Below are 21,471 nucleotides of genomic sequence, written 5' to 3'. Positions count from 1 at the left end.
TTAATCGCCCAGGCCATTTTTTATTTACATATATTTATTTTCCCAATTATTGATAATATAGTCCTTATCAATTCAATTATACTAGAACCTATAAACTTACAAACCCCATATTCGCTCAATATTTCTACAATTACCAAAACGGATATAACAACGAGAAACCATATTAAGAATAACACTCGTCTGTATCTTCTAATTTCCAGTATAGTATTATCCACTTTGCTATCATCAAAAATCTCATCAAACTCTTTTGTTCCTTTAAAGAAAGAATTGTTTTCCTTCATCGTTTCATATGAATCTCTTAATTTTTGAATTTTAAAATTTGTAATCCACCATGTTACCCCAATATAAACAAATGAACAAACAATAAAGAAATCACTAAAAGCCGTAACCTCTTTTGTAAAAATATTCTCCAATCCTTTCTCCGACATAATACTAGTTACAAACACCGTCAAAACAAATGAAAAAAAAGCAACCATGTTTTTTCCGATATCGCTAACTATTCCAAGTATCACCTCTTTAGAATCATCAACTAATTTAGCCAAAAACTCCGTTAATTTATTCTTTATTTCTATATACTTATCAACATTCTCTTTTTGGTATATAGCAAAATTTGCTTTGATTGACAAAAAAGTTTGTTCATCAATATTTTGTAGCAATATCAATCTACAATGCAAGCTTAAAAGGTTTCTTGCCAACGAAATTTTATCTACAATATTGCCCTCTGTAAATATCCAAGTATATATATCAAATAAAGTTTCATTATACTTTAGTTCACTGAATCTTACATCTATGACACTCATCCTTTTTCCATAAATCTGACAAGTTATTTTATCGTCAAAAAAATGTACATTATCAGCAATACACACAATTGCTAACAGAGTTTCAATTATCCCAAATTTTTCTTTATATGGATTGTTTTGATTATCTATAATAAAGTGAAAATCATCCGGCAACGGAAGATATTCCCCCTTCCAAAACGCAAAACTGTTTTTTTGTACCTCTTTAATTTTCTCTTTTCTATCTATCTTTTGAAACTCAGAAGTATTACTAACTGGCTTAAATGCCAATGTTTTAGTTGCAAGCAGCATATCCGAGTCATATAATTCAAACACTAACTGATTACCATTATTAATATCATCTTCTATGAACTTAATCATATTAATAATATCCAGACCAAGAAAGTGTTTATTGAAAGCCTCTAATTTATAGACAGATAATTTATTGTCTATTATCGTCTTTTCAATTAGCACCTGAACATTCAGTTTATCATCTGAATCAAAATCATCCCATTGCTCTTTCCACTGTTGGACAGAATTTCTTTCTTTATTATCTAGGCAAATAACATTGTCAATTTCATCTCTTATCTCAATCTTCAACAAATCTCGTGATGGAAATGCTTTAATTAAATCATCTATGTTATCAAACTGAATATCTTTTTTTAATACACTAAAAGAGACATTAACTGTTTTATTGATTTCATTTATTTTCTCAGCATCATTGCCAAACCCAAGTGATAACAAAAGATTTCCTAATATATCACTCATACTTTCCCCTCCTAATGAAGACGTCTGAACGTATTAAACGTATCATCATCTGTTGTAGTTATCACAATTTGTCGCTTTCCCTCTGGGGTAACATTCGTACTAATCATTGAACTAATATTATTATCTTCAACATTCACCCCTGCCTTGATAACCAATTCAACATCACTATTAACCTTAAATACACTTTTTATCTTTGCCTTAATTTCTGCTGGTTTACTTGTAAAATTAGTATCAAAATTTTTCTTCTCTGGCAACTCTAATAATAATTCTGTAATAGATTTTATATCGTCTTCTGATGCATCTATCGGCTCATAATGATTGAATATATCATCCAACATATTATTATAATCTATAACTCTAGGTCTTCTGAAGTACGTAATTACAGCATTACGTAAAGCGAAATAATCGCTCGGCTTCGTTTTTTGCAAGTTAGATTTTAATGCTCCTTCTATTGCTTTCCATGCTCTTCTTGTATTTACTTCATCATTTAAAATCTGAGTCAATTCAAGAAACTGATCCGTCCAATACACCGCTTTATGATCTAAATAGATTTTCGCCCTTGTAACTTCTATTTCATCATCAAATATGTCTACATCAAAAATGGCAGTCTTCCAAATCTTGTTTTCCTCTGGATTAAAACCTGCTTTTAAAACTAAATCGTTTTCATCAACATATTTCAGATGTTCGACTTTTGCAATAAGATATCTAGTCTTCCCACCATCACTCCTTAATAAGGCTTGTATTAAACTTCCTTTCTGAACTCCGTTCAAATGCTCCATACGTTCCTGAACTCTTCGTTCTTCACGCAAAAGTCTATTCGCAATTAATACAGCATATTCTTTATACTGTTCTTCTGCATTCTCATCAGCATTCACAATTTTAGCGATATTTTCAACATGACCAGCAACCTCTGCTCCAGCATGCTCTATTTCATATCTTTTTTCAGATTTATTCCCAAGGATTTTTTCTAACATCTCAGAAATAACTTGATCAAATTCCTCGTTTATATCTCTATCGGTAATTCTGTTTCCAAGTACATCTATTCCTTGATATGATTTAAATAAAACGTCCATTTATTTCCCCTTACTTTTTCTTTAGTTTTTATACTTATTATAGTTACTACTTTTACTCTCTACATACTATCTCATCAAGAAGTGGTTCCATCTGTTCAATAAGATTAACGACCAAGGCATTCCCCATCATAAACCGCCTCTTATTCACCGGCATTTCTATTTTTTCACCGCTTACAAGAGCGTATTTTGTATGATTTGTTGGAAACCCTTGAATACGTTCTGCCTCTGTTGGAGTAAGCAAACGTATTCTTCCTGTTTTCTTATCTTTAACAATATGCGTGGTTCTACTAAAAGATCCCTCAGAAGTAAGCATTGTTCTTGCCGGCTTATCCTCAGCATCTATCATAGGAATAGCACCTTCGGAAAAAACATACTCATGCCCATTTTTTGCCTTTCTCGGCAATTTTTTTGCACCCTTTAAGTACTGCCAGGTCTGACGTTGTTCCTTAGGCAATTTTCCCATAGACTCATCACTATGTGTAATATCCGGATATGTATAATAAAGCTTTTCTTCAGGAATAAAATACTTTTCATCCACATCACCTTGATCCATTACATCTCCGAGCGTAATTTGTTTTCCATGGTAATTCGGAACAGTTTTTACTGTATAAATAACACCATCAATCATCACTCCGCTATTCTCAAACCCGAAGCTGAAACTCTCAGAAAGTTCTCCTATTCCACTTGGCAACTTTTCAATTTTGATTTTCTTATTATCAACATCATTCACTGGGAAAGTACGTGCAAAGAATCCTTCTTTTAAAATCATCTTCGCAGCACTCTGACGATGCATTTCATCTCCATATTGCTCTATGTAATTAATTCTATTGATAACATCTTTTGCATACTTTAACTCATTCTTGTAAGCAAATATAAATGTTCTACGTCGCCTTTGCTGATATCCATACTCAGCAGCATTAATCACACGCCATTCTACGGTATATCCTTCATCTCTAAAGCAAGCCAGTATAATACCAAAATCTCTTCCTCTCTGACTAGCTGGCGATTTCAGCAATCGATCTACATTTTCTAACAACACAAATGGCGGTTTTTTGACTTCCAATGTTTCTCTAATTGACCACCACAAAACTCCCTTCTTTCCTTCCAAACCCTTGGACGTGGCTAATGATGAAGCAACAGAATAATCCTGACAAGGAAATCCTCCGACTAACAAACTAAAATCCGGAAGTTTTGTCTTGTCCACTTCTTCGATATTAATATTGGTTGTATCATTTCCATCATTATCAAGGCAGGTTCCAAAATTATACACGTAGCAATCGTGGGCCCACTGTGTCTTCTTGTCTGCAGGCTCCCACTGAGAAAACCATACCGTCTTCCAATTTTTATCTTTTTCTTTAATTTCATCGCTTGAATGTATATGATTTAATCCGCATCGAAAACCTCCGACTCCGGCAAATAATTCGCAAACTGTCTTATTCATTAATGAATAACTCCTTCTTTTATTTTTCTTTAATTATAGCAAGTAGGTAATATTTGATCAACAGTTAGTTAACGTCCTCAAACTTCAACTCTTCATTTTCATATGAATACTTAACAAGTTTTAGATTTTTCCACAAACTTGATTCTGCTGGACGATATCCTTTTACATATCCACGAATAGCATCCTTCTTTTTTTCTTCTAATACTTCATCTGAAAAATCACTAGCAACCACATATGCCTCAATCATTGAGTAATCTCCATGTGCATACTCAATATTCACCCAGTCGACATACTTCATAATTTGATCAATTACTTCTGAGGTTGCTGCGTCTTTTTTTATCTCTACAATTATATATTTAGAAATGGTGTCATATCCTTTAATATATCGATATCCAAACACATCCATCTTATCCATGTAATCAACTGGTTTAAATGGAGATGCAACTACTTGATGTGAGATATAATCCCATGGGCCTCCGAAAATCGGGTGGTTCTCACTCGAAAGAATTTTACATAAAGCAGCTTCTATAGCCATTTCATGTCCTATTTTATTTTCTGAAGCACATTTACTCAAAATAGAATATGCACTAAATCTATGATATGCCTTTATTCTATCTCTCATATCATTTTGCGTTTCAACATCGAACAAAAAGATATTTTCGTTATTTAACAAGTTTTCTTCATTTCGTTTAAGAATAATATCTCGCAATGCTTTATCTTCTTCATCATCTATTTTGATAAAAGAAACCTTCCACATTGCACGTAACATCCTAAATTTATCTGGATTACTATTTAATGCATCGTCCATCTCTACACCTTTTTTAAAGAACAGCGGAGACGGTTTAAAAGTGCAAAATACACGGTTGCAATCTGAATATGACTTATCCAACAACGTATCTAACTTCGCATACGCGACGCCTTGATTTCCTCTCGGTTTATCAGCATCTTTATAATTCAAGTACTTACAGTCTTCCCCTACATTTATCAATTCACCAATTCCATATATTCTTCTATCGGTAAAGAAATATATATGATCACCGGGTTTCATGCTCAGGTAATCTGCAAAGGTTCCCTCATTTGGGGTATTCCAAGTATCCTTTCCTGGAACATTTAGATTTGTACTATAGATGCCTGTTTCAAAACATTTCTTTAATGCTTCAGAAGCATCTTTCCCAAGTGTCATTACATATCCAGCCATCTAAATATTCTCACCTTCCTCTTTTATACATTTTAATTGTTTAAGGACATAATCATTATTAATCCAAAAACTCTGTGTAGTCATATATTCACCACTCGGAAGAATATTCGCATCTCTATCGACGTTTCCGTATTCCTCCCCATTATTAAACCTATATGCAGCCTTTATTGCATGTGGTCTAACATGAATAATTTCAGTTTCACTTTTATTTGGCAAATTGTTTTTAAAGCTTACTTTTCCAGCCTTATCAAGCACCTTTGTAAACTTTACACCATACTGAATAATTCGTTTGTACTCTTCCCACTCATTTCGCACCGTGACATCCAAATCATCATGCGACATGTTCCAAAGCTGGCAACCCTTTACTCGATATACATCTCCATCCTTTTTCCATACAAAGAAGAATAAACGAGTTTCATCAAAATAATTATGAAGAGTTGAATCGTCAAAGTCTTCTCTCACTAAGTCCATGAACTTGAAAGGGGGGAACGACATATTCTCTCTGATTTTATTATTCTCTTCAATTCGTATTGTCTTCACTCTAATATTGGCTTTTTCAAACTCATCTGCGTGTTCATCTCGAATGCCAAGAATTCTATATGCCAAATCGTTCCATTGTGCCTTATTATTGTTGTACTCTCTGCCAAACTTGTCACACAATTCCTTATCTGACATGCCAATATATTTAGAAACCAATTCCTCTAGAATATCTTCAAAACTTTTTTGTTTAATTGTTTCTGAATCCTTAAGTATTGAATTATCAGATGACCTGCCAGCAATATAATGATTCAGCACATATGTCATGTATGAGTTTTTAAAACAAAACGCTCTTTTCCTAGCCGGAATATTTTCTCCGTAATATTGTGGTACTGTACTCTTTTCCGCGTTTGCCCCCTTTGTACAAGCTCCTAAATACATAGTGTCTCCTTCAGACAATTCGTGCGCTCTACCTTCTCTTATTGTCTGAACTATATATGCATAATCTCGCTTAATAATCTCTAAATCGGTTTCTGGTGGTGTAAAAAGTTTTACATACTTAATCTTATATAAAAGATTGCTTTCTAGTTGCTTATTTCTCCAATAATAAATCAGCAAGATTAGACGCATCTTTTCCCAAGCATGCGATTTATAGAAATCGATTTCGATTGGCCCATCATAATTTATCATAGTTAAGACCAATCTTTCCCCCGCTCTCAACTCACCTTTTTTTGTAACCTCGTAAGGTGTTGTTTTAAGTTCAACCCCTGCTTCTGCAAAATCTGCTTCCTGATTTGAATTTGCCTTATACCCAAAATAAATTTCTTCTAAGAGATTTCCCAACCCGCCCTTTCTATACTTATTGGCATAGCCTTCAATATTTTTTTCGTGTCCCTTCTCATGTACTATGTCTAAAAAGGTCTTTTCCTCTAACCGAGCCGCGTAATCTGCTATACTTTCCGGATTAGCCGGATCATATCCAAGCTTTGCATCAAACATTTCTAATCACCTACTGTTTTAACAATTCTTTGCTAATAGAAAAATTACTATTTCACAAGTAATGCTTCGAAGTCATTTCTCTAAAAAACATTTCTAAAGCTATACTCTTGATACCCGAGTATTTCTGTAAAAATAATATCAATCACAAGGTTATAAAGCATTTCCACCCTATCACGAAGCCACGAGACATTAGCCTCAACGTAATATTCCTTCTTTACATTGTCTTCTTTGTAAGTAACCAAAAGATTTGTTTCATGAATATAATACCCACTATGAACATAATGATTTCTAAGAGCAACTATTTCTCTTACTTCTTTTTCTATTGTTTTTTTATCTAACTCTTTATCCTTATAATGATGTTTTATTGCTTCTTTTATTACCTTCCAATTTTTCCATTTAGGATTCTTTGCTTTATAGTAATACTCAAGAAATCTAAACGACATCAAGAAATTGTCTTCAATATTCCTATATGGTCTCATAACAACATATGGAATATTTCTTGTTGCCCCTTCAGTATCTCTATAAGGCATCTTGATATAACAATTTTTTAAAAAAGTCAGCATATCATCCTTAACAGAAAAATCTATAATTCTTGACGAATGCTTAATTTGTCTCGTGCTTTTTGAAACATACCAATAGTTTTTCCCATCTATCTCCAAAGACATTTTTTTAATAATAAATTTCCCTGGATAAAATAGCTGCATATATATCATTACTTCACGAATATATTTATAGATTTCTGTATGATCAACAGTATTTATAAATGACATTCCAAAATATCCATTTATATCTATAGAAATAGACTTATTATTACTAACAGAATGCCAATCATCACCCAAATAAATTTTTTCAATATTATGGTCATTTAAAATGACACTCTGTTCCTTTCTTTCCTTTTGCAATAGTATTTCATGTGTATCATCTGTATCCTTAACTACTACACTCGGATGATAATAATAATCATTAATAGCTTCACTATATATTCTTAATGATTTTACGCTTAAAGCACCAAACAGGTCACACAGAGCATTACCATCACCAGCTTCAAAATACTCGTATGAAAAAAACCTCGATGCATCTATCGAATCTATTGTCCCAAACCTACTATTCTTTCCACCAAATATTGCATTTTTTAGCAAAAAAGACTTTTTCTTAGCAGAATCAACTATCAGTATATCTCTTTCTTTAAAAATATCATTTGAAGAAATTATCCCAGTCGTATTCTCTGTATAAACGTCATATTCTATATCAACAGTAATACATTCCTCAGTAATTTCATATTCGCATCGATATATTTCTTTTAATTCTTTATTAAAGCAACATCTTGCCATTTCCCCAAACAACCTCCAATAATCTACAATTTCTGTTTTTATAAAGATAACGGAGTAATTGTATCATTACCCTTGTCCGTTAATCGGTACACTTCGTCCCTAGCCGTTATCTCTACGCTTGTTTTCAAGTAAGCTTCATCACCAATCAATCCATCAATCTTATTCACAAGTGCTACAGATATTCTTAGCGATATAAGGTTTAATTCGATGTCTTTTATCTGGTTGAAAACGTCTTCTCTAGCTGTAAGGAATGTAACCTTTGAATCTGAACTTATTACCTCAGCTTCCTTGCTTCCGAGAATGCCAAGGATGTCTTCCTTTGTTACGTTATCCTTTGTTACCGGAATGAAGTACCAACTTTCAAATGGTGCACCTTCAATCTTTGCGCAAAGTGGTGCACCGGCTGTTCCATCACTTACAAACTGCCACTTGAAGCTAGTTCTACAAAGTGTTGGTAGAAGAGTGTTCATTGGTGACCACTCACTATTTACCATAGTCGCACTGATATCATCACCTTCATATTTATCTGAATCATATCCGGCAGCTTCTAAAAGCTCTTTATAAGATGGGCCTTGTGATACAAGGGCTATCTTTTTTAATGTCTGCGGTGTTGGCGTTTTATCTTCGCGCAGGTTCTTATACTTACTTAAGTATGCATAACTTATTTCTGCATCCTTTGAAAACTGCGCGACAGTTCTTGTACCAATTGCAGCCATCAATGCTTCGCCGAATTTATCTTTATCAAACTTAAAATCTGGTTCTACACTTCGTTTCATGCGTAATCCTCCATTTAAGCCCTATTATACTACGGAATCGATTTTTTGTCCCATTAAAATATATTTTATTTCTACTCGAAACTCCGTTCAAATGCGCCTCTCTATATTCTAAAATATATTCTATTGCGTTATAGAATATATTTTATTGTTGCATTCCTGTATTTTCTGTGTATAATGTTAATAAAAGATATATAGAATATATTCCATTCTATATTCTATAAACATTGATTTATTTTTTAGTAATCAATGAAATATCAACCCATATATAGGGTGTAAGAAAAAATTTGGGGCTTCAGTTTAGTAATGAGCAATTTAGACCCCCAAATGTATATAGAGGGATATATTTCTGCAGATTCATACAGGAACTGTCCCATATGTTTTATGAAAGGGCATAAGCCCATATATTTTTTGAAATTTATTTTAAAAATTTACACGAGTTTTTTAGTAATCAGTTCTGACTCGGTCCAAATATAAGGTAGAGGGATAAGAAGTAAATCGGATGCAATCACTTATAAATGCTTACCTGATACAGCATCCACACTTACCACTTCTTCCATGATATCCGCAGGTGATATCACTTAAGAACTTTTGGTATCAACTCCAACTGGAGTTTACATACAAATTTTAAGAAAGGAGGACACACATATGCTTAGACACATTTGGGTTACACCAAAGCAGTTTTGCGAGCTTACCAAATTATCAATGGATGAAATGAATTCCATTGCTGATGAATATGGCTTCGTCACAAAGGAAGAAAACGGCCAGCTTTACTTAGATCTCATGGATTTTGGCTACGTCTACAAAACCGTCCATATGATTAAGCGCGTTGATTTAAGCAAAAGATATGAGCCATTCACAGAAGATGACTTATCAGCGTAGGTTCTGATTCGCAAATGATTGAGAAGGGAGGTGATGCGGATTGAGCAGATACATCGTTGATTCAGTTTCTAATGGAACAATCGTGTACTTTATCATCCGCGACACTTCCAACAACTCAATTGTTCCACTTCCTACCAAGTATCTAAAATTCAAAAAGAATCTTGGCAGAAAGAAGAAGACTTTAAAGAACATAGCGCTAAAGCTTACCTGGTATCTTAACTACCTTGAAGATAACAAGCTTACCGTTAACAAAGTGCTTTCACTTTCCGCTTTTGAACAGCAGGAGCATTTCACAAGCTACCTACACTTTATAAGAGCCGGCAGACATACTACATCAGGCAAATGTCCTGACAACAACACTGCAAACGACTACTTAAGAAGCATCTTCGATTTTTATGATTTCGTAATCCTCGAATATGACAACGGCACTGCACTTAAGGTACTTAGAGACTCCACCTTTGTATATACCAACTCCATTGGACTTCGGTATGCAAAGACAGTAAAGACTTTTCATGGTTATCTTCCTAGAGAAGAACATCATGCAAAGAGTATTACAGAAGATGATTTACACACTTTGATTTCATCAGCACATACCAAAAGAGACAAGCTCTTACTTCTTCTTTTGGAAGAAACCGGTTTTCGTATCGGTGAAATCTTAGGAATTAAATATACGACAGACATTGATTTTGAAAACAAGAAAGTATTTGTTCGCTACAGAGAAACAAACCCAAACGGAGCTTATGCAAAGTACGCAGAAGAACGTGGAGCAAGAATTTCTAACTCCACCTTTGATCTTCTCATGATTTATTTAACTGATACGACCGAGCTTCGAAAGAACACTGATTACCTATTTGTTTCTGAAAGTGGTCCTTCCAAGGGAAAGCCCCTTACCTTAAGTGGAGTAAATTCCCTATTTGAAAGACTAGAAAAGAGATGTGGTATTAGCGGACATTCCCATATGCTTAGACACTACTTTGCTAACGAGCGAAGAAAAGCTGGTTGGGACATGGCACAGATTTCAACTTCTTTAGGACACAAAAACATTGCTACTACAGAAGCCTACTTAAATGTTGAAGATGACGAGCTTGCCGAAGCAAACGACAACTACTTCGTTGAATCTATGAAGTTTGTCGACATTAACGACTTCCTTTAGGATGCCGCACTTATGATATGGCTTTCGTTCATCTGTAAAGCCTACCTACTGATATTTTCACCCCGGCTTGACAGATTCTCTTACAGCCAAGAGCAGTAGCTAAGCATCCTAAAGAAAAACATTACACGAAAGGAGATTGCCTTATGGGCGCACTGAAAATAGCTCAAATTGAATACTCTTACGTCCATGAGGAAATCATTCGCACTGGATACAAAGAAGCTACCGGTATTGATTTAATTGAAGGCTTCTTACTGAATCGAAGAATTACTTCCTTAGATGACGTAGACCTTGATACTGCAATTGATTTCTACAACATGGTTTTGACTTGTACAACAATTACAGACACACAGAAAGCTCACTTTGCATCAGCTCTTGAAATGATAATTCGCTTAAAAGGAAAGTCTTTTCCTGAGTTAAAAGAAGTCATCAAGGACAGAGCCAAGCGAAACAAGCTGGAGTTCTTCCTTGCATTACGAAACATCACCGACTTAGCTGATATTGATGCAGTCGACAGAGTAGAGTTTGAACGCTACATATCAAACACCTTTGTAGCAAAGCGAATCGAATATATAAAGATCATCGATAGAGCAAAGCTATATGCCATTGAGCAGTCAATGAATGATTTACATCCACATGTACTTCGTTATGAGAACAAGCTTATTTACCTTACATATCATCCGAACATCGCAATTGCAAAGCAGTTTGAATATACGCAGGTAAAGGAACCGCTTTTCTTTGATTTTTCGCTCAATGTTTCTGAGGTTTTAAAGCGTCAGGTATTTGCATTACTAAAATACGACCTTGAAGACGGAGACAAAGTAACTACACATATGCTTCTTCAGAATCGTATTACTCCGCTTTGGTACTTATACAAATACTGCGTTGAGCATGAAATTGATGATATTTCAAAGGTTACAAATGCTGAAGTAGAAGGATTTATAGAGTACTTAAATACATTACCAATAAAGAGCACCACATGTTCTAGAGCTGCATTTAAGCGAATACGAAAGTTTACATTTTTAAATGCACCATCAATTGATTGGGATGCATCCGCTTGGTTTTTAGAGCGCTTCTCCTTTACCGAAGGAAGAGTAAATCCTTCAAATCCACGTGAAGCATTCTACTTTGATGATGTTGAAATAACAGAAAACCTTGATTTACTGAAAGACTACATGAAATACCTACTTGGTCTTTCTCAGAGACTTTCAATTACATCTATTTACATGATTTACAACAATGTAAAGCGAATGCTTTTCTACTTCGATGAAAATGGCATTTACCTTACTAAGCTTACAAAGGCAGACCTTGAAAACTACATCAATTACTTGCAAAGAAAAGATGTCCGTGTTGCAACTATAAATTCGCACCTAGGTGAGATTTCTAAATTCATTTACTACTTAGAAGCAAAAGAATGTATACAGCCTCTTAGATTTCACTTTGAAAAATACAGAGGATTTGAGGTTTACAAACACAACGACATTTCCGTTTCAAAGGAAGATCAAAAAAAGGTTTTCGAGGTACTGGGATACTTCCCTGAGGAGCTTCGATTAATGTTTTTAAATCTTTGGTGTTTAGGTATTCGAGTAAATGAAGTCTGCGCAATAAAAGGAAATGCTTACCTCTTTGATGGCTCAACCGCTTGGTTTTTGATCTATCAGAACAAAGCCAAAAGAGAAAAGCGAATCCCTATACCAACAGAACTTTACGACCTGATGACAGAATACATCAAACGAAACAACATCGCACCCGATGAATATGTTTTTAAGGCTCCACATACCACTGGGCCTTACCGCTCCGGAACCTTCAGAAAGCAGATGAATATTCTCTTTGACAAGTATGGAATATCTGAAACCTATAAGTTCAAACCCCATGGCTACAGACACACACTTGCCACGGAGCTTTACAACGATGGCGCCAATATTCAGTGCATCAGAGAATACTTAGGACACTCTAGCGAAGACATGACCAAGCACTACATTGACCATCTACCAAATAAGATAGACAAATTAAACGAAGAATACTTCGCTACCAAAAATAAGGAGGACATTCAATGGAACTAAAATTTAAAGAATTTAACAGCTATAAGCACCTAACGGAAAAAGACTTAAAATCCGACTACTACAAACCGGAGTATGGCTTTGATTTAAGCCTACTTCCAACGCTTTCTCTCCAAGAACAGTTAGCTCCTTTTATCTTAGAGCGAGGGAACACACTAACCTTTTTAAGTCTTTACATAGACCGTAGAAGCTACATGCTCTTTGCTGAATTCATAACCACTTATTATCCGGATCTTGAATCTATGTTAGACCTTGATGTTGAAGCAGCTACTGCAAGAATGATTGGTTTTCTCCATGACAAAGACATTAACCCTAGAAGAAAGCAGATAGATGGTTTTGTCTTACATCCTGCTATTCGTTATATAAGCCAAGCACATTTTTATTGCTTACCTAAGGACAATTTCATCTTCTATAGAGACCTTGACTGCTACAAAGACATTCCAAAGAAGAAGCAAACCTCCGCACATTATCATCCGGAGTATTTCTTCAACTTAAATGTATTGCCGTCATCCTTAATAGAAGAATTTCGAGAATTCATTACTGCAAGGGGAAAGGAATTATCATTTACCAGTATGACCAATGAAAGACGATGCTTTGGCCACATAGCTGACTTTTTATGCGATACCTATCCATCCATCAAGTCTTTATATGACTTAGACAAAGATAGCTGTATTAGAAAATATAAAATTTGGGCTATGAAGCATCAGATACCTTTAACCATTACCAGTAATAAGAGAAACAAGTTACATCCAGAAACAAAGATACATCCGTTTTTTAAGTACCTAAAGACCATACTTTCTTATTTTACCTATGATGACGGATTATTCCATTTTGAGGATGATATATGGATATTGGATAGGCTTGATTTTCCCGTCAGGCGTCCTCCGGTTAACACAATTGCTAGCATCAATTTTGAGAACATCCTTCAAGACAAAATGAAAGCTGAAACAAAGAAAGCTATTCTCTTTCGTCTCAAGGAAGTTTCTGCAAGAACAGCAGTAAATGATGTACATGTAATTAATGTTTTCACCGAATATCTTGCAAGGGATTACCCACAAATAGAATCCTTTGCCGAAATTGATCGAGAGGTAATTGAATCTTACTTGATTTACCTAAATACGGAAGATACTAGACGCAAGAACTATCGCTCAGAGCTTATATCTCTAAAGAATATATTAGCCACCATAGGTCTTGTAATAGATGAATATTCTCTTACGAAATTATTCTTCCCTGAAGATATTCCAAAGAACAATATTCCAGTCTTTCGCTTTTATACGGATAGCGAGCTTGAAACTTTAAATAGAGGATTTAAAACTCTAGATCCTCAGACCGGACGATTAATGATTCTTCATGAAATCTTAGGTTGCAGAATCTCTGAGACACTTACCTTAAGAACGGATTGTATTAGAGAAGATGAAAACGGACACTTATACATCACCATTCACCAGGCCAAGGTTAACAGAAGTTATCGAAAGCCTATTAACGATGACATTAAAAACCTTATTGAAAGCGCCATCGCTTACACAACATCACATTACGGTCCACGAGATTATATCTTTGTTGACGACAATAATCCCGATAAGCCTATGACCTATGGAGCAATGTATTACCGAGTACAGTGCATGATTATTGAAAACGACTTACGTGATGACCACGGAGAACTCTTTACTGTAAGTACTCATCTTTTCAGAAAGACTTATGGAAAAAGACTTTGTGATATGGGACTTGATGATTCTATTATCGCCAAATTACTTGGACATGCCAATACTTCATCTGTTAAGCACTACCGCAGAATGACAAGTAAAGTCCTTGCTGAAGGCACTAAAAAACTTAGAGAAGAAAAGGACAAAACCATTAATAAATACAAAGGAGGTTGGAACTAATGGCAAACTACACAAACATGGTAAAAAGCAATCACGACAGATCTGAAGCTATGCTAAATCTTTCCCTTACCACAATTTCAGAAATGGTTGAGGATGGCGAAAAAGTCACTGTCGCAGAACTTGTAAGACGCACTGGCTTTTCTAGAGACTACTTCTACAAAAATAAAGATGTTCACGAAGCACTTACAAATGCTATCACCTTACAAATCGGAAAAGTCTTTATTAACAGAAAAGAAGCGTCTCTTCTAAAAGCTACCAGACGAGAAAACGAGTTACTAAAGCTAAAAATTATTTCTTTAGAAAAGAACATTGAAACATTAACTGCTGAGCTTAAAAAGAAAAGCTCTTCAGAATTTGACCTAGTTAACAATTTATAAGAAAGAGAGGAATTAAACATGAGTGAATTAATTATTGGAGTAGACGTTGGATTTGGTAACACAAAAACATCGCACAAAGTATTTTCTAGTGGAGTGATTAAGCATTCCACAAAGCCACCTATTTCAAGCATGGTGGTTGAGACAAATGAGGGATTCTATTCAGTTGGCAATCCTAAGATTACCATTCAGGAATCTAAAATGAACAATGAGGACATGCTCGTTCTTACCGAAGCTGCTATCGCAGAAGAACTTAAGATGCAGGGCATGACTCAGGCTGACATCCATCTTGGTGTAGGTGTACCACTTACACGTATGGGAGCAGAAAAAGAACCTATGCTTGATTACTACAAGCGCAATCGTAAACTTGTTTTCAAGTATGAAGATGTAACCTATAGCATCAACCTTTTAAGTATAAATGTGTATCCACAGGGCTATGCCGGAATCGTCAATTATATCAACAAATTCAGCAGACTTGCTGTTGTTATCGACATTGGAAGTTGGACGATTGATATCATGCCTATCCGTGAGAGAAAAGCTGATGCTGGTAACTGCAAGAGCCTTTCTCTTGGAACCATTACATGTATGCACAAAATCAACGAACACCTAAGAGAGCAGTTTAACGGTGAAGCAGATGAAATCTTACTTAAGGATGTAATGATTACCGGTTCAAGCGTTGATCTTCCACCTAAGTATCTTACAGTCATTCAGAACGACCTTAAAACCTACGTGGAAGACATTATGGGACAGCTTCGCGCCTTACAGTTCAACCTTGATACAACTCAGCTTATCTTTATCGGTGGTGGTTCTACAATCATTAAGAACTTCCTTGATGCTGAGAAGTATCCAAAAGCTACTGTAATCGATGATGTTCATATCAATGTGAAAGGTTATGAAGACCTTATTCGCTACCAGATTCGAAACGGAGGATTAAAGTAATGAAATCCTTTGCCAAAACCATCAGATTCTATGACACACACAAAGATCAGGTGGCAATAAAGGCAATTTCTAACTATGCCGAATACGGCTTTAGCAGTGCCAATGAAATGGTTGTGACAGCTCTGTATGAACTTGCAGAGCGTCATAACAACCATTCATCAAACGAACTGCCACTTGATGAACTAGCAGACAAAATCGTAGCTAGACTTGGCGGTAACATCACCATTGTTTCGGGAACTACAGAGGCTAATCCTTCTTCTTGTGTTTCCTCCGGCCCCGAAACATGGGATACCCCAGAACCAGCTACAGATGAAAATATCAGCGATGTAATGGCTGATATACTATCATTTTAATAAAGGAGCAAAAACATGAATTTAAGAAACAAGAGTCCTACACACACTTATATTTAGGACGTCTAATAAAACGTTCATTCCACTTCCTCAAAAGGGAATATTCATCATGGGATTTAATGGATCTGATGCATTGTGATACGTTGTAACATTGCCAATGCCTATGATAATATTTCTGACCTGGATGTTTATGATACAGGATAATAGGATATTCTGAATAAGCAGGATTCCTCTTTTGAATGATCCATGAATCCTTTGTATTTTTACTTTGAATCTCAATGAAGTTATCCTCTACAGGATACCTAAGTACCTTGAAATAACCTTTATCAATGAGATGTAACTCTTTATAAGTAAACATTAAAGACCCCCTTCTTATTGATACTGATATATTGATTGATAGGATGGATATGATACAGACATATAGATATATTCTTTCTACAGATTCTATAATGAATAAGAGATAAAGTACTTCTCTACCAAAATTAAAATTATTTCAATTGTTCCTATGGCTGTTTCTTCTTTCATAAATCTTTTTACCAAATTTTTTACTGCTGACATTTTTTCTCCTTTTAAACACATTAAAATTTTTATTTACAAATTAAATGACATAAAAGCGGGAACTACAATTATTATCATTACCACCATTAACATCATTACCATGGGAATAAGAAGCTTTGTTGATGCCTCTTCTCCCGTTTTTCTGGCAAGATTTTTTCTCATTTCAAAGGAATCGATTACTTCTTTTGAAAGAAGTTTTTTTATCTCCTTAGAGCCGATTCTAAGATTTTGTGAAATCAATGCACTTAACTTGATATACTGGTGAATCTGACACCGCCTTCCAAAACGCTCTAAAGCTTCCGGTAAAGACATTCCCTTTTCCATTTCATAAAAGCTTATTAGCATTTCTTCATAGGCATATCTTACTTCTCTGCCATTTTTTCTTTGTATTTCATACTCTTTGATTATATTTTTCCAGATTGTGGGAACGCTAAGTCCTAAAGATAAGAAAATTGTGATTTTACTTACAATTTCAGGATAATCAATAAGCATTTGCCTCTTCCTGAATTCCATCTGCCTTTCAATTTCTTTGTTTTTTGCTATATAGACAGCTATAGAAAGCACAATTCCCAAAATAAAGATTTTAACCCAGGTAAAATCCAAAGGTTCTTTCCATTTTAAGTTATTATCTCCGCTTTTTTTTGGCAATGAAAAATACGAATTGCTTTTTGATGATGAGTCTTCCTTTAAAAGTTGGGATTTTATCTTTTTTAAAAAGCCACCAACACTATCACTTTCAGGCTTAAAAACTGTTATTTCAAAGTCAAAATTATAGGAGAATTCTTCATAGTCTAAAGTTACATAAACTTTAGTTTTCTTCCCCTTTTCACCCACCTTTTCCTCTTCAATATTTCCCTGGCTGTCTAAAAGCTCAAAATCTTCAAGGCTAAAGGTTACTTCAAAAAGTCCATCCATAATAGTGTCAAAAAATTCCACTTTTTTATTAATATGATTTTTGTCTTTGTTTTCTCCAATAAATTTTTTTATAATTGCTTTTTCATTTTGTTTACATAATTTCTCAAATTCTTTTTCTGAATAGCTTTTAGAGGAAACATAAAAATCAATATCATGATACTTTTTTGATTTTTCATCATATAGCTTTAAATTATATTCTTCACTGTCCTCTCCATAATCACCTCTTTCTATTTTATTTCCCTCTACCTTTGAGGAAACAATTCCCCCAAGCAAAGCCATAAAGCTAAGCAGGAAAGTTATTAACAATATTTTTAAAACCAGATTTAGTTTTCCACATATAAAATCTTTTTTTAATTCTTCTGTGGATTTTTCCGGTTTTAATATCTTAAGTTTTGAAAACAGGCTGTCATTCTTTACAAAATCATTCTTAAATATGTATTTTACAAAAAACTTTTCATAGATTTTACCGCTTAAATTATTTATAAATTTTTCCATTACTATACTTCAATCCTTATTATCTTTTCAGCCATAATAAAGGCAATACAATATATTAAAAGACAAATGCTCATAACAGCTATACCCAAAATATTCCCGTATAAAATATCCAAAAATCCCGGAGAGCTTATATTAATATAAAAAATAATAAAAAAAGGAATTCCATTCATAATTTTTTGTTCAAATCTTTTCTGAGACATTAATGTATAAATATCCCTTTTAATCTGCACCTTTTGGCTAATAGTATCTGCAGTGTCTTTAATAACAGCGTTCAAATTTCCCCCGTTTCTTTTAACCTTGGAAAAAACTTCTGCAAAAATTTTTATATCTTCCACATTGCTGCGCCTTCCCAAATCCAAAAACAAATCTTCAATTCTTTCATTTACCTTTAACGCCTTTTTCATATTCATAAGTTCAAGACAGATAATTTCGTCTTTTCCATATATTAAAAGTGTTTCCTTTAAGGCCTGTATCAGGGAGTTTTCCGGAGAATATCCGGCATTTAAGGATGCAGACATAGAATTAATGGCATCTTTAAACTGAATAGTAAGATTGTTAATCCGCTGTTCTTTTTTCAGGGATTTTTTTCTTTTATATAAAAAGATTAAAGCTATTTGTAAAATAATAAAGGCTATAAAACTTTTGTAAAAAAGAAAGGCAGTCAAAGCTATTATTCCTTCGCTTTCCATAAAAAACATTATCCATTCATTTTTTGTAAAAATATAAGTTTCGTAATCATCCTCATTTTTATTCAAATCCAACTTATCTTTTATTTTTTTTATTATTTTCAAATCAAATCATCTCCAATTCCCCTTTGATAGAACTTTTCCCTATTTTTCAGGTCATTTCTTTTAACCAGTTTCTCATCCTTATTAGAATATTCAAATAATTGATTTAAGACTATTTCATCATTTTCAATACCTGTAATTTCCGAGATTTCAAGCACTTTCCTGCTTTTATCCCTTATTCTTCCCAAATGAACAATTATATCTATTCCTGATGCAATCTGTCTTCTAATGGCAGCTAAAGGAAAATCCATTCCCATTAGGACCATAGTTTCAATTCTTGAAAGCATATCTTTAGTGGAATTTGCGTGTCCTGTGGAAAGACTTCCGTCATGTCCTGTATTCATGGCCTGTAACATATCAATGGCTTCACTACCTCTTATTTCACCTACAATAATGCGATCCGGTCTCATTCTCAAAGCTGACCTTATAAGGTCTCTTACGGAAATACCGTTTTTCCCTTCAAAATTATCATTTCTACTTTCCAGTCTTACCAGATTTTTAATACCAATTAATTGTAATTCTGCCGAATCTTCTATGGTTATAACCCTTTCATCCTGGGGAATCATAGCTGATAATGCATTTAAAAATGTGGTTTTTCCTGAACCTGTACCACCACTTATAAAAATATTGTATCCGGATCTAACCAGATTTTTTAAAAACAAAGCAGCCTCTTTAGTGATGGAATTTATCTCTATTAATTTTTCCATATTTATGGGATTTTCCGGAAATCTTCTTATAGTTATGATAGGGCCGTTTATGGCAATGGGATTTAATACTATATTTACCCTGGAACCATTTTCTAAGCGACTGTCAGAGATTGGATTTGCTTCATTTACCATTCTGTTGGATTTGGCGGCAATTTGCTGAATTACATCTTCAAGCTTTTCTTTAGAATCAAAGTGCTTTTCCCACTCCTTTATTTTCCCTTTTCTTTCTATGAAGATACTTTCTGTTCCATTTACCATTATTTCCGAAACTGTAGGATCATCCACCAGCTCCTGAAGAATATCAAGCTTTCTTATATTATTAAAAACCGCCTCTTTTAACCGGTGTCTTTCTTCTAAAGAAATATAGCTTTTATGGGATTCTTCTGTAATCTTTTTATCAATTATTAAATATATTTCCTCATCATCTATCTGACGCAAAGCTTCGATTTCTTCTAAAACATTTTTCCTTATTGTTTCAAATTTTTCTTTATTTTCACTTTCCATCAAGCTCACCAAATTCTCTTTCACAATAATTTCCAAAATCGCTTTGAGATAAAACATCAAAATATTCTTTTCCAAAAGCATTTATATTAATTGCCGGTAAAGACATATATTGAATCTTTTTTTGAATATCTTCCTGTCCGGTATTTACCAAATAATTTTCAAAATCTTCTATTTTTTTTCGGGACAAATAATCCTCCAAAATCGGAGTAAAAATCCGCTCACACATGGAAAATACGGACATTTTGTCACATATTCGGTCTCCAAAATCTATAATTATACAGTCATACTCCCTACATTTTTTTATCTTTTCAAATAATTCTTTAAAATCGGAATCAGAAATATCTTTTAACCCTTCCGGAAATCTCACGGGACTTATAAAATCCATTCCATTAAAGTTTTGGCACATACTTTTCATTTTAAACAAACTGTTGCCCTTCTTCTTTCCGGAAAAATAAATCAAATCCAGAATATCCTCGCTGTTATCAATATCTAAAACATCATCTAAACCTGAATATTCCTCAAGGTTTATGTATAAAACTTTTTTATTTGTGGCAAGTCTTATACCCAAAGTTATGGCGAAGGAAGTTTTCATGGACCTTTTTACGGGAGAATATACTCCGTATATTTTGGTCTTTTCCTCCTCAAAACTGTAGTTTAAAAAATCTGAATTTTGGGCATATTCCTTCATGACTTCCTTTATCAGATTCTTAAGAGGCTGATATTTATAAACAACAGGATATTTTAAAAACTCCTCCTTTATGCCCCCTTCTGAAAGAAGTATAAGCTTATCTTCTTTGTATTCTATATTTTCTATAATTTCCTCATCTGCCAGATTTGCATTTATTAAAAGCAGGTCGTATTCCTTTTTTTCGAGAAATTCAATAAATTTATCCCTTACACTAAAAAATACAAATTCAAAATTGTAATTATTATCTGCTGCCACAAAGTCTGTAAATGCTTTTAAATACCTGCTTTCATCATCATAAATCGCCAGTAATGGTTTATACATGTTACCTCCTATTTAAAATTA

At 34.1% G+C, this 21,471-nt stretch carries 18 protein-coding genes; 7 read left to right on the top strand and 11 right to left on the bottom strand.

What is annotated here, in order from left to right:
* Positions 1 to 20: 20 nt before the first annotated feature.
* The 7 genes from BM153_RS07215 to BM153_RS07180 all read right to left on the bottom strand — a co-directional run bounded on the left by BM153_RS07215 (position 21) and on the right by BM153_RS07180 (position 8,839).
* Positions 21 to 1,544 (bottom strand): hypothetical protein, encoded by a 1,524-nt coding sequence (locus tag BM153_RS07215; protein ID WP_092872213.1) that lies wholly within the window; start codon positions 1,542 to 1,544, stop codon positions 21 to 23.
* An 11-nt stretch (positions 1,545 to 1,555) separates the two neighbouring features.
* Complete coding sequence (locus tag BM153_RS07210; protein ID WP_092872211.1) at positions 1,556 to 2,617, bottom strand: nucleoid-associated protein; 1,062 nt, start codon at positions 2,615 to 2,617, stop codon at positions 1,556 to 1,558.
* 52 nt (positions 2,618 to 2,669) lie between these two features.
* Entirely contained in the window at positions 2,670 to 4,058 is a 1,389-nt protein-coding gene (dcm, locus tag BM153_RS07205; protein ID WP_092872209.1) for a DNA (cytosine-5-)-methyltransferase, read from the bottom strand.
* A gap of 64 nt (positions 4,059 to 4,122) precedes the next feature.
* Positions 4,123 to 5,256, bottom strand: coding sequence for a PDDEXK family nuclease (locus tag BM153_RS07200; RefSeq protein ID WP_177205609.1), 1,134 nt, complete (start codon positions 5,254 to 5,256; stop codon positions 4,123 to 4,125).
* Complete coding sequence (locus BM153_RS07190) at positions 5,257 to 6,732, bottom strand: Sau3AI family type II restriction endonuclease (RefSeq protein WP_092872207.1); 1,476 nt, start codon at positions 6,730 to 6,732, stop codon at positions 5,257 to 5,259.
* 80 nt (positions 6,733 to 6,812) lie between these two features.
* Positions 6,813 to 8,063: a hypothetical protein gene (locus BM153_RS07185; RefSeq protein ID WP_092872205.1), complete on the bottom strand. Its 1,251-nt coding sequence runs from the start codon at positions 8,061 to 8,063 to the stop codon at positions 6,813 to 6,815.
* A gap of 38 nt (positions 8,064 to 8,101) precedes the next feature.
* Positions 8,102 to 8,839 carry a hypothetical protein gene (locus tag BM153_RS07180; protein ID WP_092872203.1) on the bottom strand — a complete coding sequence of 246 codons (738 nt, stop codon included), beginning with the start codon at positions 8,837 to 8,839 and terminating at the stop codon, positions 8,102 to 8,104.
* Positions 8,840 to 9,484: 645 nt separating this feature from the next.
* On the opposite strand from BM153_RS07180, the gene BM153_RS07175 reads away from it, so the two are divergent.
* From BM153_RS07175 to BM153_RS07145, 7 genes are all read left to right on the top strand, one after another.
* Complete coding sequence (locus BM153_RS07175; RefSeq protein WP_092872201.1) at positions 9,485 to 9,718, top strand: hypothetical protein; 234 nt, start codon at positions 9,485 to 9,487, stop codon at positions 9,716 to 9,718.
* A gap of 40 nt (positions 9,719 to 9,758) precedes the next feature.
* The gene (locus tag BM153_RS07170) at positions 9,759 to 10,871 is read left to right on the top strand and encodes a tyrosine-type recombinase/integrase (protein WP_092872199.1); all 1,113 of its coding nucleotides are present in this window, start codon (positions 9,759 to 9,761) and stop codon (positions 10,869 to 10,871) included.
* A gap of 143 nt (positions 10,872 to 11,014) precedes the next feature.
* Positions 11,015 to 12,931, top strand: a complete 1,917-nt coding sequence (locus BM153_RS07165) for a tyrosine-type recombinase/integrase (protein WP_092872197.1) — start codon at positions 11,015 to 11,017, stop codon at positions 12,929 to 12,931.
* Positions 12,922 to 14,811: a tyrosine-type recombinase/integrase gene (locus BM153_RS07160; protein ID WP_092872194.1), complete on the top strand. Its 1,890-nt coding sequence runs from the start codon at positions 12,922 to 12,924 to the stop codon at positions 14,809 to 14,811. The genes BM153_RS07165 and BM153_RS07160 overlap by 10 nt, the downstream gene beginning before the upstream one ends.
* Positions 14,811 to 15,188: a DUF6262 family protein gene (locus BM153_RS07155; RefSeq protein ID WP_092872191.1), complete on the top strand. Its 378-nt coding sequence runs from the start codon at positions 14,811 to 14,813 to the stop codon at positions 15,186 to 15,188. Before BM153_RS07160 ends, BM153_RS07155 begins: the two co-directional genes overlap by 1 nt.
* An 18-nt stretch (positions 15,189 to 15,206) precedes the next feature.
* Positions 15,207 to 16,124, top strand: coding sequence for a ParM/StbA family protein (locus tag BM153_RS07150; RefSeq protein ID WP_092872189.1), 918 nt, complete (start codon positions 15,207 to 15,209; stop codon positions 16,122 to 16,124).
* Positions 16,124 to 16,477 carry a hypothetical protein gene (locus tag BM153_RS07145; protein ID WP_089932555.1) on the top strand — a complete coding sequence of 118 codons (354 nt, stop codon included), beginning with the start codon at positions 16,124 to 16,126 and terminating at the stop codon, positions 16,475 to 16,477. The genes BM153_RS07150 and BM153_RS07145 overlap by 1 nt, the downstream gene beginning before the upstream one ends.
* Before the next feature lie 588 nt (positions 16,478 to 17,065).
* Here BM153_RS07145 and BM153_RS07135 read toward each other — a convergent pair.
* Genes BM153_RS07135 through BM153_RS07120 form a run of 4 tightly spaced genes read right to left on the bottom strand, consistent with a single transcriptional unit; the run spans position 17,066 to position 21,450 of the window.
* Entirely contained in the window at positions 17,066 to 18,442 is a 1,377-nt protein-coding gene (locus BM153_RS07135; protein WP_092872185.1) for a hypothetical protein, read from the bottom strand.
* Between the two features lie 2 nt (positions 18,443 to 18,444).
* Positions 18,445 to 19,233 carry a type II secretion system F family protein gene (locus BM153_RS07130; RefSeq protein ID WP_092872183.1) on the bottom strand — a complete coding sequence of 263 codons (789 nt, stop codon included), beginning with the start codon at positions 19,231 to 19,233 and terminating at the stop codon, positions 18,445 to 18,447.
* Positions 19,230 to 20,441 carry a TadA family conjugal transfer-associated ATPase gene (locus BM153_RS07125; RefSeq protein WP_092872181.1) on the bottom strand — a complete coding sequence of 404 codons (1,212 nt, stop codon included), beginning with the start codon at positions 20,439 to 20,441 and terminating at the stop codon, positions 19,230 to 19,232. Before BM153_RS07125 ends, BM153_RS07130 begins: the two co-directional genes overlap by 4 nt.
* On the bottom strand, positions 20,431 to 21,450 hold the full coding sequence (locus BM153_RS07120) for a P-loop NTPase family protein (protein WP_092872179.1): 1,020 nt from the start codon (positions 21,448 to 21,450) through the stop codon (positions 20,431 to 20,433). Before BM153_RS07120 ends, BM153_RS07125 begins: the two co-directional genes overlap by 11 nt.
* Positions 21,451 to 21,471 lie beyond the last annotated feature (21 nt).

The organism is Acetitomaculum ruminis DSM 5522, from assembly GCF_900112085.1.
Lineage (GTDB): Bacteria > Bacillota > Clostridia > Lachnospirales > Lachnospiraceae > Acetitomaculum > Acetitomaculum ruminis.
This window is presented reverse-complemented; position numbering and strand designations above follow the sequence as displayed.

Bases quoted from the DNA above. Each gene is read 5' to 3' on its own strand.
- BM153_RS07215 (WP_092872213.1), bottom strand. From the start codon at position 1,544: ATGAGTGATATATTAGGAAATCTTTTGTTATCACTTGGGTTTGGCAAT.
- BM153_RS07210 (WP_092872211.1), bottom strand. From the start codon at position 2,617: ATGGACGTTTTATTTAAATCATATCAAGGAATAGATGTACTTGGAAAC.
- dcm (WP_092872209.1), bottom strand. From the start codon at position 4,058: ATGAATAAGACAGTTTGCGAATTATTTGCCGGAGTCGGAGGTTTTCGA.
- BM153_RS07200 (WP_177205609.1), bottom strand. From the start codon at position 5,256: ATGGCTGGATATGTAATGACACTTGGGAAAGATGCTTCTGAAGCATTA.
- BM153_RS07190 (WP_092872207.1), bottom strand. From the start codon at position 6,732: ATGTTTGATGCAAAGCTTGGATATGATCCGGCTAATCCGGAAAGTATA.
- BM153_RS07185 (WP_092872205.1), bottom strand. From the start codon at position 8,063: ATGGCAAGATGTTGCTTTAATAAAGAATTAAAAGAAATATATCGATGC.
- BM153_RS07180 (WP_092872203.1), bottom strand. From the start codon at position 8,839: ATGAAACGAAGTGTAGAACCAGATTTTAAGTTTGATAAAGATAAATTC.
- BM153_RS07175 (WP_092872201.1), top strand. From the start codon at position 9,485: ATGCTTAGACACATTTGGGTTACACCAAAGCAGTTTTGCGAGCTTACC.
- BM153_RS07165 (WP_092872197.1), top strand. From the start codon at position 11,015: ATGGGCGCACTGAAAATAGCTCAAATTGAATACTCTTACGTCCATGAG.
- BM153_RS07160 (WP_092872194.1), top strand. From the start codon at position 12,922: ATGGAACTAAAATTTAAAGAATTTAACAGCTATAAGCACCTAACGGAA.
- BM153_RS07155 (WP_092872191.1), top strand. From the start codon at position 14,811: ATGGCAAACTACACAAACATGGTAAAAAGCAATCACGACAGATCTGAA.
- BM153_RS07150 (WP_092872189.1), top strand. From the start codon at position 15,207: ATGAGTGAATTAATTATTGGAGTAGACGTTGGATTTGGTAACACAAAA.
- BM153_RS07145 (WP_089932555.1), top strand. From the start codon at position 16,124: ATGAAATCCTTTGCCAAAACCATCAGATTCTATGACACACACAAAGAT.
- BM153_RS07135 (WP_092872185.1), bottom strand. From the start codon at position 18,442: ATGGAAAAATTTATAAATAATTTAAGCGGTAAAATCTATGAAAAGTTT.
- BM153_RS07125 (WP_092872181.1), bottom strand. From the start codon at position 20,441: ATGGAAAGTGAAAATAAAGAAAAATTTGAAACAATAAGGAAAAATGTT.
- BM153_RS07120 (WP_092872179.1), bottom strand. From the start codon at position 21,450: ATGTATAAACCATTACTGGCGATTTATGATGATGAAAGCAGGTATTTA.